At 39.9% G+C, this 18,853-nt stretch carries 14 protein-coding genes and 4 tRNA genes; 9 read left to right on the top strand and 9 right to left on the bottom strand.

Annotated features, from left to right (window positions below; all coding sequences use genetic code 11):
* Positions 1–102 precede the first annotated feature (102 nt).
* Positions 103–903: a prolipoprotein diacylglyceryl transferase gene (lgt, locus tag PMAL9190_RS19005; protein ID WP_087846823.1), complete on the top strand. Its 801-nt coding sequence runs from the start codon at positions 103–105 to the stop codon at positions 901–903.
* Positions 904–958: 55 nt separating this feature from the next.
* On the opposite strand, the gene PMAL9190_RS19000 is transcribed toward lgt, so the two are convergent.
* From PMAL9190_RS19000 to PMAL9190_RS18980, 5 genes are all read right to left on the bottom strand, one after another.
* Positions 959–3,562, bottom strand: coding sequence for a TRAP transporter permease (locus PMAL9190_RS19000; protein ID WP_087846821.1), 2,604 nt, complete (start codon positions 3,560–3,562; stop codon positions 959–961).
* A gap of 127 nt (positions 3,563–3,689) precedes the next feature.
* A complete protein-coding gene (locus tag PMAL9190_RS18995) occupies positions 3,690–4,652 on the bottom strand; it encodes a TAXI family TRAP transporter solute-binding subunit (protein ID WP_087846819.1) in 963 nt (320 codons plus the stop codon).
* A gap of 371 nt (positions 4,653–5,023) precedes the next feature.
* A complete protein-coding gene (locus tag PMAL9190_RS18990) occupies positions 5,024–5,866 on the bottom strand; it encodes an energy-coupling factor transporter transmembrane component T family protein (protein WP_087846817.1) in 843 nt (280 codons plus the stop codon).
* A 2-nt stretch (positions 5,867–5,868) separates the two neighbouring features.
* A complete protein-coding gene (locus PMAL9190_RS18985; RefSeq protein ID WP_087846815.1) occupies positions 5,869–7,563 on the bottom strand; it encodes an ABC transporter ATP-binding protein in 1,695 nt (564 codons plus the stop codon).
* A 2-nt stretch (positions 7,564–7,565) separates the two neighbouring features.
* Positions 7,566–8,117, bottom strand: a complete 552-nt coding sequence (locus PMAL9190_RS18980; RefSeq protein WP_087846813.1) for an ECF-type riboflavin transporter substrate-binding protein — start codon at positions 8,115–8,117, stop codon at positions 7,566–7,568.
* Between the two features lie 663 nt (positions 8,118–8,780).
* Here PMAL9190_RS18980 and uvrY point away from each other — a divergent pair.
* The 4 genes from uvrY to PMAL9190_RS18960 all read left to right on the top strand — a co-directional run bounded on the left by uvrY (position 8,781) and on the right by PMAL9190_RS18960 (position 12,952).
* Positions 8,781–9,425 (top strand): UvrY/SirA/GacA family response regulator transcription factor, encoded by a 645-nt coding sequence (uvrY, locus tag PMAL9190_RS18975; protein ID WP_061000441.1) that lies wholly within the window; start codon positions 8,781–8,783, stop codon positions 9,423–9,425.
* Positions 9,425–11,278 carry an excinuclease ABC subunit UvrC gene (uvrC, locus tag PMAL9190_RS18970; protein WP_087846811.1) on the top strand — a complete coding sequence of 618 codons (1,854 nt, stop codon included), beginning with the start codon at positions 9,425–9,427 and terminating at the stop codon, positions 11,276–11,278. Before uvrY ends, uvrC begins: the two co-directional genes overlap by 1 nt.
* Before the next feature lie 133 nt (positions 11,279–11,411).
* On the top strand, positions 11,412–11,969 hold the full coding sequence (gene pgsA, locus PMAL9190_RS18965; protein WP_087846847.1) for a CDP-diacylglycerol--glycerol-3-phosphate 3-phosphatidyltransferase: 558 nt from the start codon (positions 11,412–11,414) through the stop codon (positions 11,967–11,969).
* 191 nt (positions 11,970–12,160) lie between these two features.
* Positions 12,161–12,952, top strand: coding sequence for an SDR family NAD(P)-dependent oxidoreductase (locus PMAL9190_RS18960; RefSeq protein WP_065168036.1), 792 nt, complete (start codon positions 12,161–12,163; stop codon positions 12,950–12,952).
* Positions 12,953–13,074: 122 nt separating this feature from the next.
* On the opposite strand, the gene cobA is transcribed toward PMAL9190_RS18960, so the two are convergent.
* The 4 genes from cobA to nirB all read right to left on the bottom strand — a co-directional run bounded on the left by cobA (position 13,075) and on the right by nirB (position 17,771).
* Positions 13,075–13,932, bottom strand: coding sequence for a uroporphyrinogen-III C-methyltransferase (cobA, locus tag PMAL9190_RS18955; protein WP_087846809.1), 858 nt, complete (start codon positions 13,930–13,932; stop codon positions 13,075–13,077).
* A gap of 39 nt (positions 13,933–13,971) precedes the next feature.
* Positions 13,972–14,787 carry a nitrite transporter NirC gene (gene nirC / locus PMAL9190_RS18950; protein WP_087846808.1) on the bottom strand — a complete coding sequence of 272 codons (816 nt, stop codon included), beginning with the start codon at positions 14,785–14,787 and terminating at the stop codon, positions 13,972–13,974.
* A gap of 111 nt (positions 14,788–14,898) precedes the next feature.
* On the bottom strand, positions 14,899–15,225 hold the full coding sequence (nirD, locus tag PMAL9190_RS18945) for a nitrite reductase small subunit NirD (RefSeq protein WP_087846806.1): 327 nt from the start codon (positions 15,223–15,225) through the stop codon (positions 14,899–14,901).
* Entirely contained in the window at positions 15,222–17,771 is a 2,550-nt protein-coding gene (nirB, locus tag PMAL9190_RS18940; protein WP_087846804.1) for a nitrite reductase large subunit NirB, read from the bottom strand. The genes nirD and nirB overlap by 4 nt, the downstream gene beginning before the upstream one ends.
* Positions 17,772–18,296: 525 nt before the next feature.
* Between nirB and PMAL9190_RS18935 the strand changes: the two genes are divergently transcribed.
* The 4 genes from PMAL9190_RS18935 to PMAL9190_RS18920 all read left to right on the top strand — a co-directional run bounded on the left by PMAL9190_RS18935 (position 18,297) and on the right by PMAL9190_RS18920 (position 18,846).
* Positions 18,297–18,370 (top strand) — tRNA-Cys (locus PMAL9190_RS18935).
* Positions 18,371–18,386: 16 nt separating this feature from the next.
* Positions 18,387–18,462 (top strand) — tRNA-Gly (locus PMAL9190_RS18930).
* A gap of 170 nt (positions 18,463–18,632) precedes the next feature.
* Positions 18,633–18,719: transfer RNA gene (locus PMAL9190_RS18925), tRNA-Leu, on the top strand.
* 53 nt (positions 18,720–18,772) lie between these two features.
* Positions 18,773–18,846, top strand: a tRNA-Cys gene (locus PMAL9190_RS18920).
* Positions 18,847–18,853 lie beyond the last annotated feature (7 nt).

Below are 18,853 nucleotides of genomic sequence, written 5' to 3'. Positions count from 1 at the left end.
AAGCTGCTGTTTATTCACCCCGCTGGTTTTTCTTGCTAGTCTGTGATGATTATCGATAGCAACTATTGTTTTGGCTATTGTTCACTCAGAAGGTAATCTTGTTTGAATCATTTTGTTTGGGATGTTAATCCAATACTGGTGTCATTCTTTGGTTTAAAGATACATTGGTATGGCGTGCTATTTGCGCTCGCTATTACGTTTGGCTTCCAAGTTATGAAGTCAATTTATGAGCGTGAAAATAAACCTGTTGAAAGTTTAGATTCATTACTAATGTATGCCGTAGTCGGTATCATTGTTGGCGCTCGATTATTTCATGTTGTGTTCTATGATCCAGATTATTACTGGGCACACCCAGCGAAAATCTTTGCGGTATGGGAAGGTGGACTTGCAAGTCACGGTGGTGGTTTAGGTTTAATCATTGCGGTTTACTACTACAGTAAAAAATATGCTATCGACCGTATGTGGTTGCTTGATCGTTTAGCAATCGCTACAGCGTTATTTGGTTTCTTTGTCCGTTTTGGTAATTTCTTTAACTCAGAAATTTTGGGCACACCAAGTAATCTACCGTGGGCAGTGGTGTTTGAACGTGTTGATTTAGTACCACGTCATCCAGTAATGCTTTATGAAGGTTTCTCTTATCTGGCGATCTTCTTCTTATTATTTGCTTTATATCGTAAAACCGATATTGGTAAATATAAAGGGTTACTGCTTGGTTGGTTCTTAGTGTTGGTGATGACAGTACGGTTCTTATTAGAATTTATTAAAGTTCATCAAGCTGATTACTCTACCGATATGGTAATTAATACTGGTCAGTTATTAAGTATTCCGTTTATTTTAGTGGGTATTTATTTGGTGATTAAAGGCCAAAGAGAGCGTAGCTTACAGCGTGCTAAAAATAGTTAATGTAATGCTTTAAATATAGACAACAGAAAGCCGATCGTTTGATCGGCTTTTTTTGTTATACGATAGCTGTTTTTGATGGTGTTTCTGCTATCGGTGCCACTATTAAGCGCCGACGCTGATTTCTGATGATGACACCAAAAAGTAAAATAGCAGGTAACCATAACCACTCTTTTCGCCAACGCTCAACAGGGACTCGAATATCAACAATTTGTTGGTCAAATTGCAATTGTTCGGTTGCTGCAGGGCTGCCAAATGTCACCATATCAATGAGCGTCTTACCTTGATATTGATAGGTTTCAATGCCGAGCTTTGTAAGTTTCTGTTGGCCTGTTTTAGCGTCTGGTACAGTGAATAACACACTAAATTCACGATGTTTACCGATAGCATCTTCACCTGCAATTCGCATTCGAATAACATCGCCAGCCGATAGCTTATCAAGGGTACTTACTAAGTGTGTTGGCGCAATATTTTGATAAGGCTCAACAATTAAATCTTGCCAAAATCCAGGTCGAAATAATGTAAATGAAATCAATAAGAGTGCGATATTTTCATACCAACGATTACGGGTAATAAACCATCCTTGGGTTGCCATTGCAAAAATAAGCATCGCAATTGTCGCTATCACAAAAATAATGATCCCGTGACTAACGCTAACATCTATCAGTAATAAGTCGGTATTGAATATAAATAAAAATGGTAAAGCTGCGGTACGTAAACTGTAATAAAACGCAGTAATACCCGTTTTGATTGGATCACCTTTTGATACCGCAGCCGCAGCAAAAGACGCCAACCCAACTGGCGGTGTCACATCGGCCATAATGCCAAAATAGAACACAAATAAATGTACGGCAATTAAAGGAACGATTAAGCCATTTTGTTGGCCAAGAGTGACAATAACGGGGGCTAATAAACTAGAAACAACAATATAGTTCGCCGTGGTTGGTAATCCCATACCGAGAATAAGGCTTAATAGTGCTGATAAAATTAGCATCAGCATTAAATTACCCATCGATAGCATTTCAACTAAATCAGCTAAAATTAAACCCACACCGGTTTGAGAAACCGCACCGACAATAATGCCCGCAGTTGCAGTCGCGATACCAATGCCGATCATATTGCGTGATCCTGCAATTAAAGCTTCAATCAGATCATTTTTACCATCAACAAAATTACCATAATGATAACCGTCTTTACGTAATAGACTCAGTAATGGACGTTGAGTGACGATAATACCAACTAGCATCACCGATCCCCAAAAAGCTGATAATCCAGGGGATAAACGTTCAACCATTAAACACCATACCAAGACCACTACCGGTAAAATAAAATGTAAACCCGCTAATAAAACGCTACGAGTTTCAGGTAATTCACTCAACGGTGCATCAGGATTTTCTTCTGGTAATGGTGGGTGGTTAGCTGCCACGCTGAGTAAGCCAATATAGACCGCAACTAATAACCCTCCAATGACATAACCGGCATAATGACCTAATAGCGGTTTTATCCATCCTAAACCGTAATAGATTGCTAATGAAAAACCACTGATTAACAAACAAGCAAAACTAAAACTGGTTAGGCGTACTAGCCAAGGTTTATGGTATTTGGGTTCAATTGCTGTCATGCCGAGTTTTAACGCTTCTAAATGCACAATATATAGCAGCGTAATATATGAAATAGCAGCGGGTAAAAAGGCATGCTTAATAATATCGATATAGGGAATACCGACATATTCCACCATCAAAAAAGCAGCTGCGCCCATTACTGGTGGCATAATCTGCCCATTTACAGATGAAGCAACTTCTATTGCGCCAGCTTTTTCTTTGCTAAAGCCAACTTTACGCATCATCGGAATAGTAAAAGTTCCCGTGGTAACCACGTTAGCTATTGAAGAGCCAGATATTAATCCCGTTAATCCTGATGCAACGACTGCAGCTTTAGCTGGGCCTCCACGCAGGTGCCCTAATAAACTAAAAGCTAACTGAATGAAATAATGTCCAGCGCCCGCACGTTCAAGTAGAGCGCCAAACAATACAAATAGAAATACAAAGCTGGTGGATACCCCAAGGGCAATACCAAATACACCTTCAGTAGTGATCCATTGATGGTTTGCCAGTGAAGCAAATTGGACACCGCGATGAGCAAGTAACCCTGGCATCCAAGGACCGGCAAAACTATAACCAATAAAGCCAAGGGCAATAAGAGGCAAGGCTGGGCCTAATACTCGCCGAGCAGCTTCTAGTAGTAACGGTAAACCGATACATGCAATAACTAAATCAAATTGAGTCAGGCTACCTGGGCGTTGAGCGAGCTCATTATACATAACAAATAAATATAATGAGGTTGCAGCTGCTATCATACCAAGTGCGATATCACTGTAGGGTACCCGATCCGTTGCTGAACAATGACGGGCAGGGAAGACGAAGAAAGCCAGAATAAGCGCAAAAGCCAAATGGATTGCACGAGTTTCAGTATCATTAAAAACCCCAATGCCAATGATAAAAGGCAGAGGAGAGGCAATCCATAATTGAAACAGCGACCATGAAATAGCTAAAAAGGTAATAATTTTTGCCATTATCCCCGTAGGTAAACGAGCACCAACGTCTTTGGCGATTAAATCTTCGGTTGAAAGGGCAGTGTCACTGGTGAGATGTTGTTGAGCCATATGTTTTCACTTACAAGTTGGCACTAATGAAAATAGTAAATGTCATTAATCCATCGTGAACAGGATATTTTCATTAGTAAAAAGAAGGGCAAGCGAGATAAAGAGCGACCTCGCTTGACGGTGAAATTTACATCCAGCCACGTTCTTTGTAGTAACGTACAGCGCCATCGTGTAATGGTGCTGTTAAGCCTGTTTTTATCATCTCGGTTTCTTTTAGATCAGCAAAAGCAGGGTGTAGACGCTTGAAACGATCAATGTTAGTAAATACTGACTTTACTAGTTGATATACCATTTCAGGATCAGTATTGGCATTAGTCGATAATACTGCTTTGCCACCGATAGACACGGTATCATCAGGGTTACCACGGTACATACCACCAGGGATTATCGCTTTGGTGAAATAACTTTTTTCTTTTAGTAGCGCATCAATGTCAGGCCCAGTAACGGCAATTAAACGAGTATCAGTCGTGGTCGAGGCTTCTTGAATAGCGCCATTAGGATGACCGACAAAATAGCTCATCGCATCTATTTTATTATCACTCATTGCAGGGGCTTGTTCTGCTGGCTTGAGATCAGAAACCAAACTAAACACATCACTATTCCAGTTTTTAACCGCTAAAATTTGTTCAAAAGTGTCACGTTGACCAGAACCCGGATTGCCTAAATTCACCCGCTTATTTTTTAAATCATCAAAAGAATGAATCCCTGAGTCTTCACGAGCCAAAATGGTAAATACTTCACTTTGTAAAGAAAATACTGCTCGAATATCATGCATTTTGCCATGATCTTGAAAAGGGGCTAAGCCGTTAAGGGCTTTAAATTGATGATCAGACTGCATGATGCCAAAGTTATATTCATGGCTACGAAGACCATTAACGTTCGCAACACCGCCGCCACTGGTCGGGGCATTACATTTTATGTGATGGGTATCAGTCGTACGGTTTACAAAGCGACAAATAGATTGTCCGGCAATGTAATAAACCCCTGTTTGGCCACCAGTACCAATAGAAATAAAGTTGTCTGCTGCGGTGGCGAAGGAGGAGGAAAAAATACAGCCTAACGCACTGACAAGCATTGCGAGTCGTTTCATTTTAAAGTCCTTTTTATGATTATTACAGGGTGATAATTATTATTTTTTTATCACAATGGTGTTGATGTTGTGTTTGTTAAAATTAGTGTATAAAGCGTGTTTATTGACGCTGTTAAGCACTGAAAAAAGCCCTGTTTTGTGTGTTTAGTGCTCAATGAGTTTATTTTTTGTTAATATAAGGTACGGTTAAATAGGTAAGGTGACAACAGGTAAAAATTTGCTTTTCTTATAATTTGAGAAAGAGGTGAATATTATTAGCTAGGGGGAGCTAAAAAGTTGGGGGGAAGAAAAGTAATTAAGCGAGCGATGACAACAGCTTAAACAAAAAAACCGCCAATAAATGACGGTTTTTAATTACGTTTTAGTGGGCTTTAATGGAACGGATACCAGAACAGCGTAGCTGATTGGTAACGGTGTAAAATGCCCAGTCCCAGTACTAGTGCAATAATGATTAACGTAATAACATCATTTTTGGTCATCGGCTTTAAGCTATACCACGTACGTTTTTTATTACGACCGAAACCACGTAGTGTCATCGCATTAGAAATTACATCAGCGCGATCTAAACTTGAGAAAATCAGTGGCCCCAGAATTTTAGCAACATTACGAATACGCGTAATGACAGGGGCTTTCTTTGAAATATCCACCCCACGTGCTTGTTGAGCATGCATAATATTGGTGAAATCTTTCATTACCTCTGGCAAGTATCGTAATGTTAAGCTAACCGCATAAGCAATACGATAAGGTACACCGAGTTTATTTAAGCTAGCTGAAAATTCCGTTGGGTGAGTGGTGAAAACAAACACTAACGCAATTGGGAACATACTGAAATATTTAAGGGTAACAGTCAGTAAGTAAAATACAGTCTCAAGAGTTATATTATAGTGCCCAAAAAGATGCACCAATACTGTAGTTGAATGCATGTAATCGGTGCCTTGTTGAGGGGCAATCAAAAACATAAATAAAGCATTCATTAATAATACCACTGCGGTACCGACTAATAGGGGCTTATAGACCGCAAATGGAATTTTAGTGGCTTTTAATAGTAATAACCCCACAATGATTAATCCACAAATAACCCGCAGATCAAAGGTGAGCAGAACCATGGTTACCCACGCCATAAATAACACAAACTTGGTAATACCGTTTAAAGCGTGCAGCCAAGAGTGAGTGTTGACATAACTGATGCCAAATTTTAAATGTTTGCTTTTCATGGTTATTTATTTTTTAGTTCGTGGGCGATAAAACAGCGAATAAATTGATCGATATGCTCAATACCCATAGCTTGTGCTAATGAATATAAGCTTGTAACGGTTAAGTTAGCTTGATCCAATAATGCTGGCTGACTAAAGATATGATTAACTTTATCATCAGTCAGTAAGCGGTTATCAGCAATGACAATCGCGCGTTGAGTATATTCAAGTACTAAGTGCATATCATGTGAAATAATCACAATGGTGAGCCCTAGCTTTTGATTCAGTTGTTGAATAAAAGCCATCATCTGAGTGTAGTGATGGTAATCTTGGCCAGCTGTTGGTTCATCAAGGATCAATAACTCAGGCTCTAACACTAGCATTGTTGCAATTGTTACCCGCTTTTTCTGACCAAAGCTTAATGCATCAACAGGCCAATGGCGGTAGCGTCCCAGACCACAAAGTTTAAGTGTCGCTTCTACTTTGATTTTAATCTGTGCTTCATCCATACCACGGTTGCGTAATCCTGATGCTACTTCGTCAAAAATCATATGATGTGAGATCATATGATTAGGGTTTTGCATCACCACACCAATATGCTGGCAGCGTTCAAAAATGGATTGGTTTGCTAAATCTTCACCTTTAAGGGAAATAGTACCGCTATCAGCCGCTAAAACACCCATAATTAAGCGAGTGATGGTAGATTTTCCTGAGCCATTTTTCCCCATAATAGCGACAAATTCGCCTTTATGAATATCAAAGCTGACATTATCTAAAGTATTGCGAATTCCATCATAGGAATAGCTAAGATTGTTAACGCTTAATAATACTTCGTTTACTGGCTCTAATTGTGGTTGCTTAACCTGATGGAACCAGTTTTCAATTTGAGGCTTGAATTTATTAAGATTAATGGTTGAAAAATAAGCAGGCTTATCTTCAGCGGTGATGGTACACCCAGCAGCTTTAATTGCAGAGAGATATAATGGCTCACGAATACCATGTTGTTGTAATAGTGGGCTAGCTAATAGCTCATCAGGAGTCATATCTGCAATGATTTCACCACGTTCCATCATAATAATGCGATCAATAGGACGATGTAATACATCTTCTAAACGGTGCTCAATAATGATCACTGTTTTATCTGAATCTTTATGCAGATTATCAATGATTTCAATTGCCGCTTTACCTGTTTTAGGATCAAGACTTGCTAGCGGTTCATCAAATAATAAAATATCAACATCATCAACCATGACACCAGCCATAGAGACGCGTTGTTTTTGACCGCCACTTAAGTCAAAAGGAGAGTGATCTAAAATACTGTTTAAATCGACCATATTGGCGGTTGCTTGCACGATTTCACGCATTTTTTGCTGTGGAATCATTTGGTTTTCAAGTGCAAAGGCAATATCTTCGCCAACACTTAAGCCGACAAATTGACCATCAGTATCTTGTAGTACTGTTCCCACCATACTGGTGCAATGGTCAAGATTTAAGTTGCGAGTATTTTTACCGTTAATGTATAACTCGCCGCTGCAATCACCTTTAATAGCGTGGGGAATAAGTCCATTAAGGCATTGACCTAAAGTAGATTTACCACAACCACTTGGGCCAATAAGCGCAATTTTTTCGCCCTTATTTATCGTGAGGTTAATATTTTTAAGGGTTGGGTTTTCAAGTGCCCAATATTTAAACGAAAAATTATTAAAAACAATACTCATTATTAATAAGCCTCTTTTAAGTTGAAGCTTTGCTGCTTGCGTTTTGCGACTGACGTTAAGATTAAGTGACCAACAAAGGCAATAATAACGGTATTACTTAATGCAATAATCACTAGTTGCAGCAATACTTTGGTAAAAGGTTCAGCGTAAAGGATGGCATCAAGGAAAGCAGAACAGCCATAGCCGACGACATTGGCAACAAAAGCGAGTATGACAAAAAGACTAAAATCAAGCTTTGAAAAAAGCCCCATGTCTAAACGACCACGAGTAAGAATAGGATAAAGGCCAATAATTAAGCCAACGATGCCAGAGCCTAGTTCCCAAGTGAACCATACGCCCCAACCCGCAAATAAATCTGTTACCCAGTGGCCAATAATACCAACTAGAAAGCCAACTAAAGGGCCGAAGAGAACTGCAAATAAGGCAAGTACGGCCATTGCAGGTTTAAGGGTAGTATTAGCAAAAACAGGAATACCGAACATAGGTAAACCACCAATGCCATATAAGGCTGCACCAATTGCAATAACAACAACTGTTTTAGCAGAAAGACTCATAACTTAACCTTGTTAACTCAGCCATCGAGACATCATATTGTCATCGATGAAATGCAATAATTGGATTATAAAAATGCTTATGGTAGTAATCGTCGCGTTGCAGATTCGACAGACCAAGCCAATCAGTAGAGTACCGTATGATAGTAAGCACTATTTAATAAGGTAACTCAGTACTAATAATCCATTATTAAGTAAGAGCGGTGTAAGTCTTTTCAATATGAAAACGGAGTAAACTTTAAAATGTGAAACCAAAAGCGGCGCTATGATAACGTAATCTAATCAGGAAAGGAATGCTTTACATCTAGACGGCTAAAGAATAATCAGCATTCATTTATGCTTACTAAATGAGGTTAATAAAGTGTTATAGATTACTGATTTAGCTATTTTTTATAGTAGTATAATTGCTATATGAACATGGGTGTTTTTTGGGGCTTTATTTTTATTATAAAATAGACAATAATCGAACAACGGTCATTATTTTACAGCGCGTAAAAAATAGATAACTGTAAACTGTCAAGCCTTAACTTTATGTGAAACTTTGCACTGATCCACAGAATCAGTATGAGGTTAATGTCGAAGTTGAGGTAAAATTATAAGTATTAGTGAGTTAGCTGTCCCGCCATTGTGGCAGGGTGCAGAGCCATATCATATTGGAGATACAGCTTGATTAATGTATTCCTTGTAGATGATCACGAACTGGTTCGCACAGGGATCCGACGTCTTCTGGAAGACGTCCGTGGTATTAAAGTGGTAGGGGAAGCCATCAGTGGTGAGGAAGCCGTAAAATGGTGTCGTAGTAATTATGCTGACATTATTCTTATGGATATGAACATGCCAGGCATCGGTGGTCTTGAAGCTACTCGTAAAATTTTACGCTTCAATCCTGATGTTAAAATTATAGTATTAACGGTACATACCGAAAATCCGTTTCCAACTAAAGTTATGCAAGCCGGTGCCTCAGGTTATTTAACCAAAGGTGCAGGGCCAGATGAAATGGTGAATGCCATTCGTATGGTTAATAGCGGTCAACGGTATATTTCATCTGAAATTGCTCAACAAATGGCTCTAAGTCAGTTCGCGCCCGATTCAGAAAATCCATTTAAAGAACTGTCAGAGCGTGAATTACAGATCATGATGATGATCACTAAAGGCCAAAAAGTTACCGATATATCAGAACAATTAAGTTTAAGCCCTAAAACTGTGAATAGTTACCGTTATCGCCTATTTAATAAGTTAAATATTAGTGGTGATGTTGAGTTAACACATCTAGCTATTCGTCATGGCATGCTTGATACCGAGACATTGTAGTGTCTGAGCACGTTAATGATGGTACTGTTTTTGATGCCCAAAGCTTTCTCAAAACGGTCACTCACCAACCTGGCGTCTACCGAATGTACGACGCCAGTGGTGAAGTCATCTATGTTGGTAAAGCTAAAGATCTCAAAAAACGTTTAGCCAGTTATTTCCGCATTAATGTTAGCGGTGAAAAGACGCGCGCGTTAGTTAAAAATATTTGTAAAGTAGATGTAACCGTTACTCATACAGAAACCGAAGCATTAATACTTGAACACAATTATATTAAGCAGTATTTACCTAAATATAATGTCTTATTGCGTGATGATAAGTCCTATCCTTATATTTTGCTAAGTGCGAGCAAACATCCTCGGTTATCTATTCATCGCGGTGTGAAACGCCGTAAAGGTGAATATTTTGGTCCTTATCCTGATGTTTCTGCTGTTCGTGAAAGTTTGCATTTGATGCAAAAAATATTTCCTATCCGTCAATGTGAAGATTCGGTTTATGCTAATCGCAGTCGCCCTTGTTTAATGTATCAAATCGGTCGTTGTTCTGGCCCTTGTGTTGCCGGTTTAGTGTCTGATGAGGATTATCAGCAACAAGTACAATGGGTGCGTTTGTTCTTACAAGGTAAAGATCGTCAAGTGATCAACACCATGGTCGAAAAAATGGAGCAGGCCAGTATGGCACTCGATTTTGAAAGAGCTGCGGTCTATCGTGATCAGATCCAAGCATTACGCCGAATTCAAGAACAACAATTTGTTAGTCAAGATAACGAAGATGATTTAGACGTTATTGGTATTGCACACCAAAATGGCATGGCATGTATTCATGGTTTGTATATTCGACAGGGCAAAATTCTAGGTAGTCGAAGCTATTTTCCGAAAATGCCCGTTGATGCTTCATTAACGGAAGTGTTATCCAGTTTTATTACTCAGTTCTATTTTAATCAAGCTGAAGGACGGATTATTCCAAGTTTAATACTATTGAGTGAAGAACTTGGTGATGACAGTGATGCCATTTTAGCGGCGCTGTCAGAGCTTGCTGGGCGTAAAATTGCGATTAAATACCATCCTCGTGGCACGCGAGCAAAATATTTGCAGTTAGCACAAACTAATGCTGCAACAGCGTTAACCAGTAAACTCAATCATCGCATGACGATTCAAGAGCGTTTCTTTGAACTACAACAAGCACTGAACTTAAAACCTATTTCACGGATGGAATGTTTTGATATTAGTCATACCATGGGTGAAAAAACCGTAGCATCTTGTGTGGTCTTTAACCAAGAAGGTCCATTAAAACAAGAATACCGACGTTATAATATTAGTGGTATTACTGGTGGTGATGATTATGCTGCAATGGCACAAGTATTAGAGCGCAGATACAGTAAAAACATGGAATTAGATAAAATTCCAGACATAATTTTCATAGATGGGGGTAGAGGTCAGCTCTCAAGAGCGTATGATGTTGTTAAGCCTTACATTGCTGAGTGGCCTAAACGACCAATGCTCGTGGGTGTTGCTAAAGGAACCACACGAAAACCAGGGCTTGAAACGTTAATTTTCGTAACCGGTGAAGAATTTTCTATGCCAAGTGATTCTCCCGCGTTACATTTAATTCAACATATTCGAGATGAAAGTCATAACCATGCGATCAGTGGTCACCGTGCCCAGAGAGCAAAAGTAAGAAAACGTAGTACACTTGAAGATGTCGAGGGAGTTGGACCTAAACGACGTCAGGCATTATTAAAATACATGGGTGGAATGCAAGAACTGAAAAAAGCAAATAAAGAAGAAATTGCTAAAGTGCCTGGTATCAGTTTAGCTTTAGCGGAAAAAATAGTCGATGCATTGCAACATGGTTAGTCTGTCGCTTTGAAGGTCATCATTGCAACAGTACTTTAATTGGTTGAATTTACAGAAAAGGCACACTCTTTTCGTTTTTTAGAGTAGTCTAGGTTGTATGTTAGGCCCAGATCTTGAACATAAGAATAAAATTATGCGTTTATCAATCCCAAATATTTTAAGTTTTATCCGACTCATTCTAATCCCATTTTTTGTTATTGCCTTTTATTTACCTTATGAATGGTCGGCGTTTGCTACTGCGGTAATCTTTTGGGTTGCTGGTGTAACCGATTGGTTTGATGGTTATCTTGCGCGTAAGCTTAATCAAACAACCCGTTTTGGTGCTTTTATTGATCCTGTTGCCGATAAATTAATGGTTGTTACTGCAATGGTGCTGGTGGTTGAGCATTACCATACGTTGTGGGTGACAGTGCCAGCGATCACTATGATTGGCCGTGAAATTATTATTTCAGCGTTACGAGAGTGGATGGCTGAGCTAGGTAAGCGCGCAAGTGTTGCCGTTTCATGGGTAGGTAAAGTAAAAACAGCATCGCAAATGTTTGCTTTACTATTACTACTGTGGCATCCACACGAGTATGTTGTATGGCTAGGTTACGCATCGCTTTATATTGCAATGGTGCTAACGTACTGGTCAATGGTGCAATATCTTAAAGCTGCAAAAGGTGATTTGCTGAACGCAGATAACCACTAATAAACAAGTAATGAAAAGGTCTGATTATCAGGCCTTTTTTGTATTTGCAGTTTGAAAATGTTTTGGCTATTCCAGTTGTATCGATAAGCTTTTTCAGTGTGTTTTTTATATAATTTAGTGTATCTATAGCAAGATTCATTATTAATGGCTATTATATAACACTAAAATAAAACAGTGTTCGGTGGTGGTTTATGTTTCAAAATAAAACAGTTTTAGTACTAGCTGGTGCGCAAGGTATTGGTAAAGCTTGTAGCTTGTTATTGGCTTCTCAAGGTGCGAATGTTTACGTTGCTGATTGGAATGTTGATGAAGCAACAGCGACTGCTGATGAAATTAAGAAGAATAACGGCAAAGCAACAGGCATGTTTTTTAATGCTTTTGATAACGATTCTTACGCGCCGTTAATTGATTCTATTCTTGAAAAAGAAGGAAAGATTGATGTGTTAATCAATAACTTTGGCGGTGTTGATTTACGTAAAGATCGTGATTTAGCCCATACAGAAGTTACTGATTGGGAAAAGAATATGCTTGCTAATATTAATAGTGTATTTATTCCATCAAAAGCCGTTATTCCAACCATGGTGAAACATGGCGGTGGTAGTATTGTAAATATTTCATCACTGTCTTCATTAAGTGCTGAAATGTCGAGTATTTCATATGGTACTGCTAAGAATGCGATTAATCATATGACGCGTCAAATCGCGATTCAATACGCAAGTTTTGGTATCCGCTGTAATGCAGTATTGCCAGGTATGATAGCGACAGATGCTGTGAAAAATAACTTGAACCAAGAGTTTATTGATAATTTCTTAGCAACTCAGCCAATTAAACGCATGGGTGAGCCTGAAGATATTGCAAATGCAGTCAGCTTTTTAGCAAGTGATCTCGCCGGTTTTATTACAGGTGTTTGTTTGCCGGTTACGGGCGGCATGAATATCGCGCCAGCACGCTACTACTTTGATGCTGATAAAGTTAGCTTTTAATCACCTTGGTTTTATTTTTCTATCATTAACGGCTGCACGGTGCAGCCGTTTTAAGTTGCTATGATGAATACTGTAAAAATGATAGTCACAAACGTATTAAAGTGCCTTTTTATTTTATTGCGTTAGCTTACCTTTCGAGGGGATTGATACTGGTGAACTTTAGGATAGCTTTGTGTTTCTTGCTCTTGTTTCGCTTGAAACCAATTTAAATTGTGAGTGAGTGTCGTAACACTGCCTATCACAATAAGAGCAGGGCTTGCTGCCTCTTTAGCTAATGATTCTAAATGTGCTAGATCACCAGTATGTACCCGTTGCTGTGAACTGGTACCTCGCTCTACGATGGCAATAGGTGTTGCCAGCGACATACCATAAGCACTGAGTTTATGGCGAATAACATGGCTCTGGTTTAATCCCATATAAAAGACTAAGGTGTGATTAGCGCGAGCCAGTGACGACCAGTCAATTTGATCTTTACCTTCTTTTAAATGCCCAGTAATAAACTGAACACTTTGTGCATGATCGCGGTGAGTTAATGGAATACCAGAATAAGCCGCACAGCCAGATGCCGCCGTAATACCAGGTACCACTTCAAAGGGGATATTAAATGGTAATAAGGCTTCTAGTTCTTCACCGCCACGACCAAAAATAAACGGATCACCGCCTTTTAGCCTCACTACTAATTTTCCACTGAGTGCCTGTGTTACCAGTATTTGGTTAATATCAGCTTGTGGCACACAGTGATTGCCCGCCTCTTTACCTACAAAGATATGCTCACAATGATGAGGGAAGAGCTCAACAATCTCGTTAGATACAAGGCGGTCATAGACGATGACATCAGCCTGTTGAATACAACGTAATGCTTTGACTGTTAACAAATCAGGATCACCAGGGCCAGCACCAACTAGTATTACTTTACCGTTAGTAGCAGCAGGTTTTTCTTTCGATGTTGGCAGTGAAAACACAGTCTCATTGGTTGTCATTCTATTTGCTCCAGGCTGATTTTTATTTTAGATCGTCAATTAAGCGGCTTGCTGTTGCGGTTCTGTTTTCTGCGCAGAGCCTAAATGTGGGCGTTGGGTACGAGGCGTGGTGAACCAGTAGCCTAAGCCCATAAATACAACACCTGAAATTGTGTTACCTAGCGTTACCCAAAATAAGTTATGACCAATTCCCGCTAGGGTGAATGCTTCCTTATGTTGACCAAACCATGACAGAGCAAAGATAGTCATGTTAGCGATTGAGTGCTCATAACCTGATGCGATGAAGGCAAGTAAGCACCACCAAATAGCAATAAATTTAGCCGAGCCTTCAACACGTTGACACATCCAAATTGCTAAGCAAACAAGCCAGTTACAAAGAATACCTTTGAAAAGTAATACGGATGCTGGTGCTGTTGTTTTTGCGAGTGCGACATTGTTTAGTAAGCTGTTGCCATCATTTAAAAGATGACCACCGCCAGCATAGAAGAACAATAGCGCAACACCGACAGAGCCTAAAAGGTTACCCATCCATGTTTGCGGTAATACACGTAGTGTATCAGCAATAGTAATTTGACCTGTTTTTACACCAAAAGTTAAAAACATAGTGTGTCCGGTGTAAAGCTCTGATCCTGCAATAATGACCAAGGTCAATGCGATACCAAATGTAGCCCCCATAACGAGTGGTCTAATACTAGGATCAACCATATTACCTAAAGTAAAAATTAAAATAATACCTAAACCAACGTAAGCGCCTGCCATAGCAGAACTTAGCCAAAATCCTAATTTTTCTTGTTGTGCAAATTCAACAATACGAGCGGCATTAGCTGAACATTTTTTGATGGTATCAGTGTACATACGTTTTCCCTGTAGTAATTAAAACTGTTTGTCATAGATTGATAACGATGCTGTGTTTCAACCTATGGCAAAAGAGTTTGGCAATGACTGCCAAACTCATTACTGCTCTGATTACAAACGGACTTGTACTTGACCTTGTTGTACTTGAATTTGGTAACAAGCGACCTTGATCTCAGGCTGTTCTAGACAATGACCATCAATTAACGAAAAGCGTTGTTTTTTGAGTGGACTTGCAACCCAAAGTTGATCTTGATGTTGGCAAATTAAACCACGAGAGAGCACATTTGATTGTGCAAAAGGGTCTTTATTATTTAGAGCAAACAGTTGTTCGCTGTTATCTGGACGGAAAATGGCTACTTGCTGGTCGTTAACTAAAGCACAGATACCCGTACCAGGAATTAAGTCATCAAGCTGACACACAGAAACCCACTGACTCATGCTTTTTCCTCCAATGAAATGTTAAAGGTAGTGGCTTTTTCATTAACGGTAGCAGGGCGATGTTGGTCACGTTCTGGCACAAAAACTACGTTATCATCACGTTTGGTACTATTAATAAAATGCGCAAATCGCTTTAATTGCTGCTCGTTGCTGAGGGTGGTTTTCCATTCACAGTGATAGCTGGCAATCAATCTTTCAGCATCGGCTTCTAGTTGTTGATTAAGGCCTAGCTTATCGTTGATGATGACCTCTTTAAGGTAGTCGACACCACCGTCTAAACTGGTTAACCATGTTGAGGTACGCTGTAATTTATCAGCGGTACGAATGTAGAACATTAAGTAGCGATCAACGTATTTAATCAGTGTTTCAGTATCGAGATCGGCGGCAAGAAGATCAGCATGACGCGGTTTCATGCCGCCATTACCACCAACATACATATTCCAACCAGCATCGGTTGCAATAATGCCTAAATCTTTGCCTTGTGCTTCAGCACACTCACGAGTACAACCAGAGACGCCAAATTTCATTTTATGTGGCGTACGAATGCCTTTATAACGATTTTCAAGTTGAACCCCAAGGCCAACACTGTCTTGAACGCCAAAGCGGCACCAAGTACTACCGACACAGGTTTTTGCCATGCGTAGTGCCTTGGCATAGGCTTGACCAGTTTCAAAACCAGCATCAATTAGACGTTGCCAAATCTGTGGTAAATCATCTTTTTGGGCACCAAATAGACCAATGCGTTGCGCACCTGTAATTTTTGTGTATAGCTGATAATCGTTAGCAATTTGCGCTAGAGCTAATAATCCTGCCGGAGTGACTTCACCACCGGCCATACGTGGAATAACAGAGTAAGTGCCATCTTTTTGCATGTTGCCAAGGAAGACATCATTGGTGTCTTGTAATGGTGTATTTTGTGGTGATAATGCGTATTCATTCCAGCATGACGCTAAAATAGAGCCGACTGTTGGTTTACAGACTTCACAGCCGTAACCTTTACCGTGTTTGGCAAGTAAAGCTTCGAAAGATTTGATTTCTTCGACACGAATAAGGTGAAATAGCTCTTGGCGAGAATACTCAAAGTGCTCACATAGGTGATTTTTAACCTCGATACCAGCTTTAGCTAGTTCGCTATTAAGAACTTGAGTAATAAGAGGGATACAACCACCACAGCCAGTCCCTGCTTTGGTAACCGCTTTTATTTCGCCTAGTGTTGTATGACCTTCAGCAACAGCTGCTGCAATTTTGCCTTTAGTCACATCAAAGCATGAGCACATTACTGCGCTATCAGGAAGAGAATCTGCACCCATTGCAGGTTTCTCTGCGCCAGCATGTGCTGGTAAAATTAGGCTATCTGGATTTTCTGGCAATTCAATATTATTGAGTTTTAGCTGTAATAAGTTGCCATAGTCAGCAGTATCACCGACTAAAACCGCACCTAATAGTTGTTTACCGTCTTCTGAAACGATAATGCGTTTATAAACATCTTGCTGTTCGTTGAGGTAAACATAGCTCTTACTGTTAGGCGTTCGACCATTAGCATCACCAATGCTACCCACCTTCACACCTAATAGCTTTAATTTAGCGCTCATATCAGCGCCTTCAAAAGTATGAGCTTCGCCTAATAAGTGGCTTACAGCAATTTGCGCCATTTTATAGCCAGGTGCAACCAATCCAAAGAACATGTCGTTCCATGATGCACATTCACCGATAGCGTAAATATCGTTATCAGAGGTTTGGCAGTGATCATTAATAGCAATACCGCCACGATGACCTAGTGTTAGGTTACAGTTATTAGCAAGTTTATCTTGTGGGCGAATACCGGTAGAGAAAACGATGAAATCTACCTCAAGCGAGGTACCATCAGCAAAAGCGAGAGTGTTATGTGCAGTTTGACCTTGAGGAATAATTTCTTGGGTGTTTTTACCTGTATGAACCACAACACCAAGTTGTTCGATTTTTTTTCTAAGTTGAGCACCGCCATGAGGGTCTAGTTGCTCAGCCATCAATACAGGTGCAAATTCAATAACGTGAGTATCAACACCTAATGCTTTAAGTGCACCAGCAGCTTCCAAGCCAAGAAGACCACCACCAACAACAACGCCACTTTTACTGTGTTTAGCGGTTGCTTCAATTGCTTTAAGATCTTCAATGGTTCGATAAACAAAACAGTCTTTGGACTCATTGCCTTTAATGGGTGGTACCCAAGGATAAGATCCTGTTGCCATCACTAATTTATCGTAATTAACCTCACGACCAGTATTAGAGTAAATGATTTTTTGATCACGGTTAATTGTGATCGCACGTTCACCTAATAAAACATTAATATTGTGCTTTTGATAAAACCCCTGCTTAACGAGTGATAGTTCTTCTGCTGTATGGTGAGAGAAATAAGATGAGAGATGGACCCTATCGTAAGCAACACGTGGCTCTTCACAAAAGACAGTAACATCGTATTTATCCATGTCAGCTCTATCGATTAGTTCTTCGATATAGCGGTGGCCAACCATGCCATTGCCAATAATCGCTATTTTGACTTTGCTCATAAATCCTCTTAACAACATCGTGAATTGCAATAATATTATTGAGAGTGGCTTTGAATAAATATGATACAAATCAAGTGCCAGTTTAAATAACCCTAAAGAGGTATGCTTTAAAATCAAATAATTACTCGCATAAAAAAGAGAATATGCTGATGGTTGATGCTATTTAAGAGGGGGATGTGTTTATTGTGAAAAGTATTAAATAATAGTTTCTACAGCAATATTGTTACTTTGAAAGCCATAGTGTGCGTGTAGTTGAGTATCTAAAAGATAATTTTTACGTCATTTATCGAGAGGGGGTATGTTGCTGAGTAGATTTAAAAATAAAAACTAAAGATGACATATATTAGTGTGAGTGGTTTTTGATCAAAAACGGGGTGATTTTTAGGTTGATGTAACGGAAAATGACCACTTAAATAAAAAGTCATAATTTTTCGTTGACTCGCTCCGTAAAATCAGTAAATTACACCACATACCGCAGCGGGGTGGCTCGCTAAGGTTTAGTAAAGAATACCATTCTTTATGAATGGCGCGTTGGCAGAGTGGCTATGCAGCGGATTGCAAATCCGTGTACCTCGGTTCGACTCCGGGACGCGCCTCCATTCTCTTTGAGAATATGCGACACTAGCTCAGCTGGTAGAGCGCAACCTTGCCAAGGTTGAGGTCACGAGTTCGAACCTCGTGTGTCGCTCCAATTTAGAAATATTGACGTTGTCAGTATTTAGCAACACAAGAGGTGACTCAACAATGTTGAGGTCACGCCTGAGTTTACAAGATCGGGAACCTCGTGTGTCGCTTCAAATTAAAAAATACGGCTTAGGCGGTATTTACAGATGGTGTCTTACCCATCGCAAGAAATTGCGTGCCCTGGTGGTGGAATTGGTAGACACAAGGGATTTAAAATCCCTCGGCGTTCGCGCTGTGCCGGTTCAAGTCCGGCCCGGGGCACCATCTATTAGGTTGTTAAGTCATTAACAACAGGCTAGGGGAAACCTAGTAACGTTGGCGCGTTGGCAGAGTGGCTATGCAGCGGATTGCAAATCCGTGTACCTCGGTTCGACTCCGGGACGCGCCTCCATTCTCTT

The sequence above is a fragment of the Photobacterium malacitanum genome (assembly GCF_900185615.1).
Taxonomy (GTDB): Bacteria; Pseudomonadota; Gammaproteobacteria; order Enterobacterales; family Vibrionaceae; genus Photobacterium; species Photobacterium malacitanum.
Note: the sequence above shows the minus strand (reverse complement) of the source record. Positions and strands in the feature narration are given on the sequence as shown.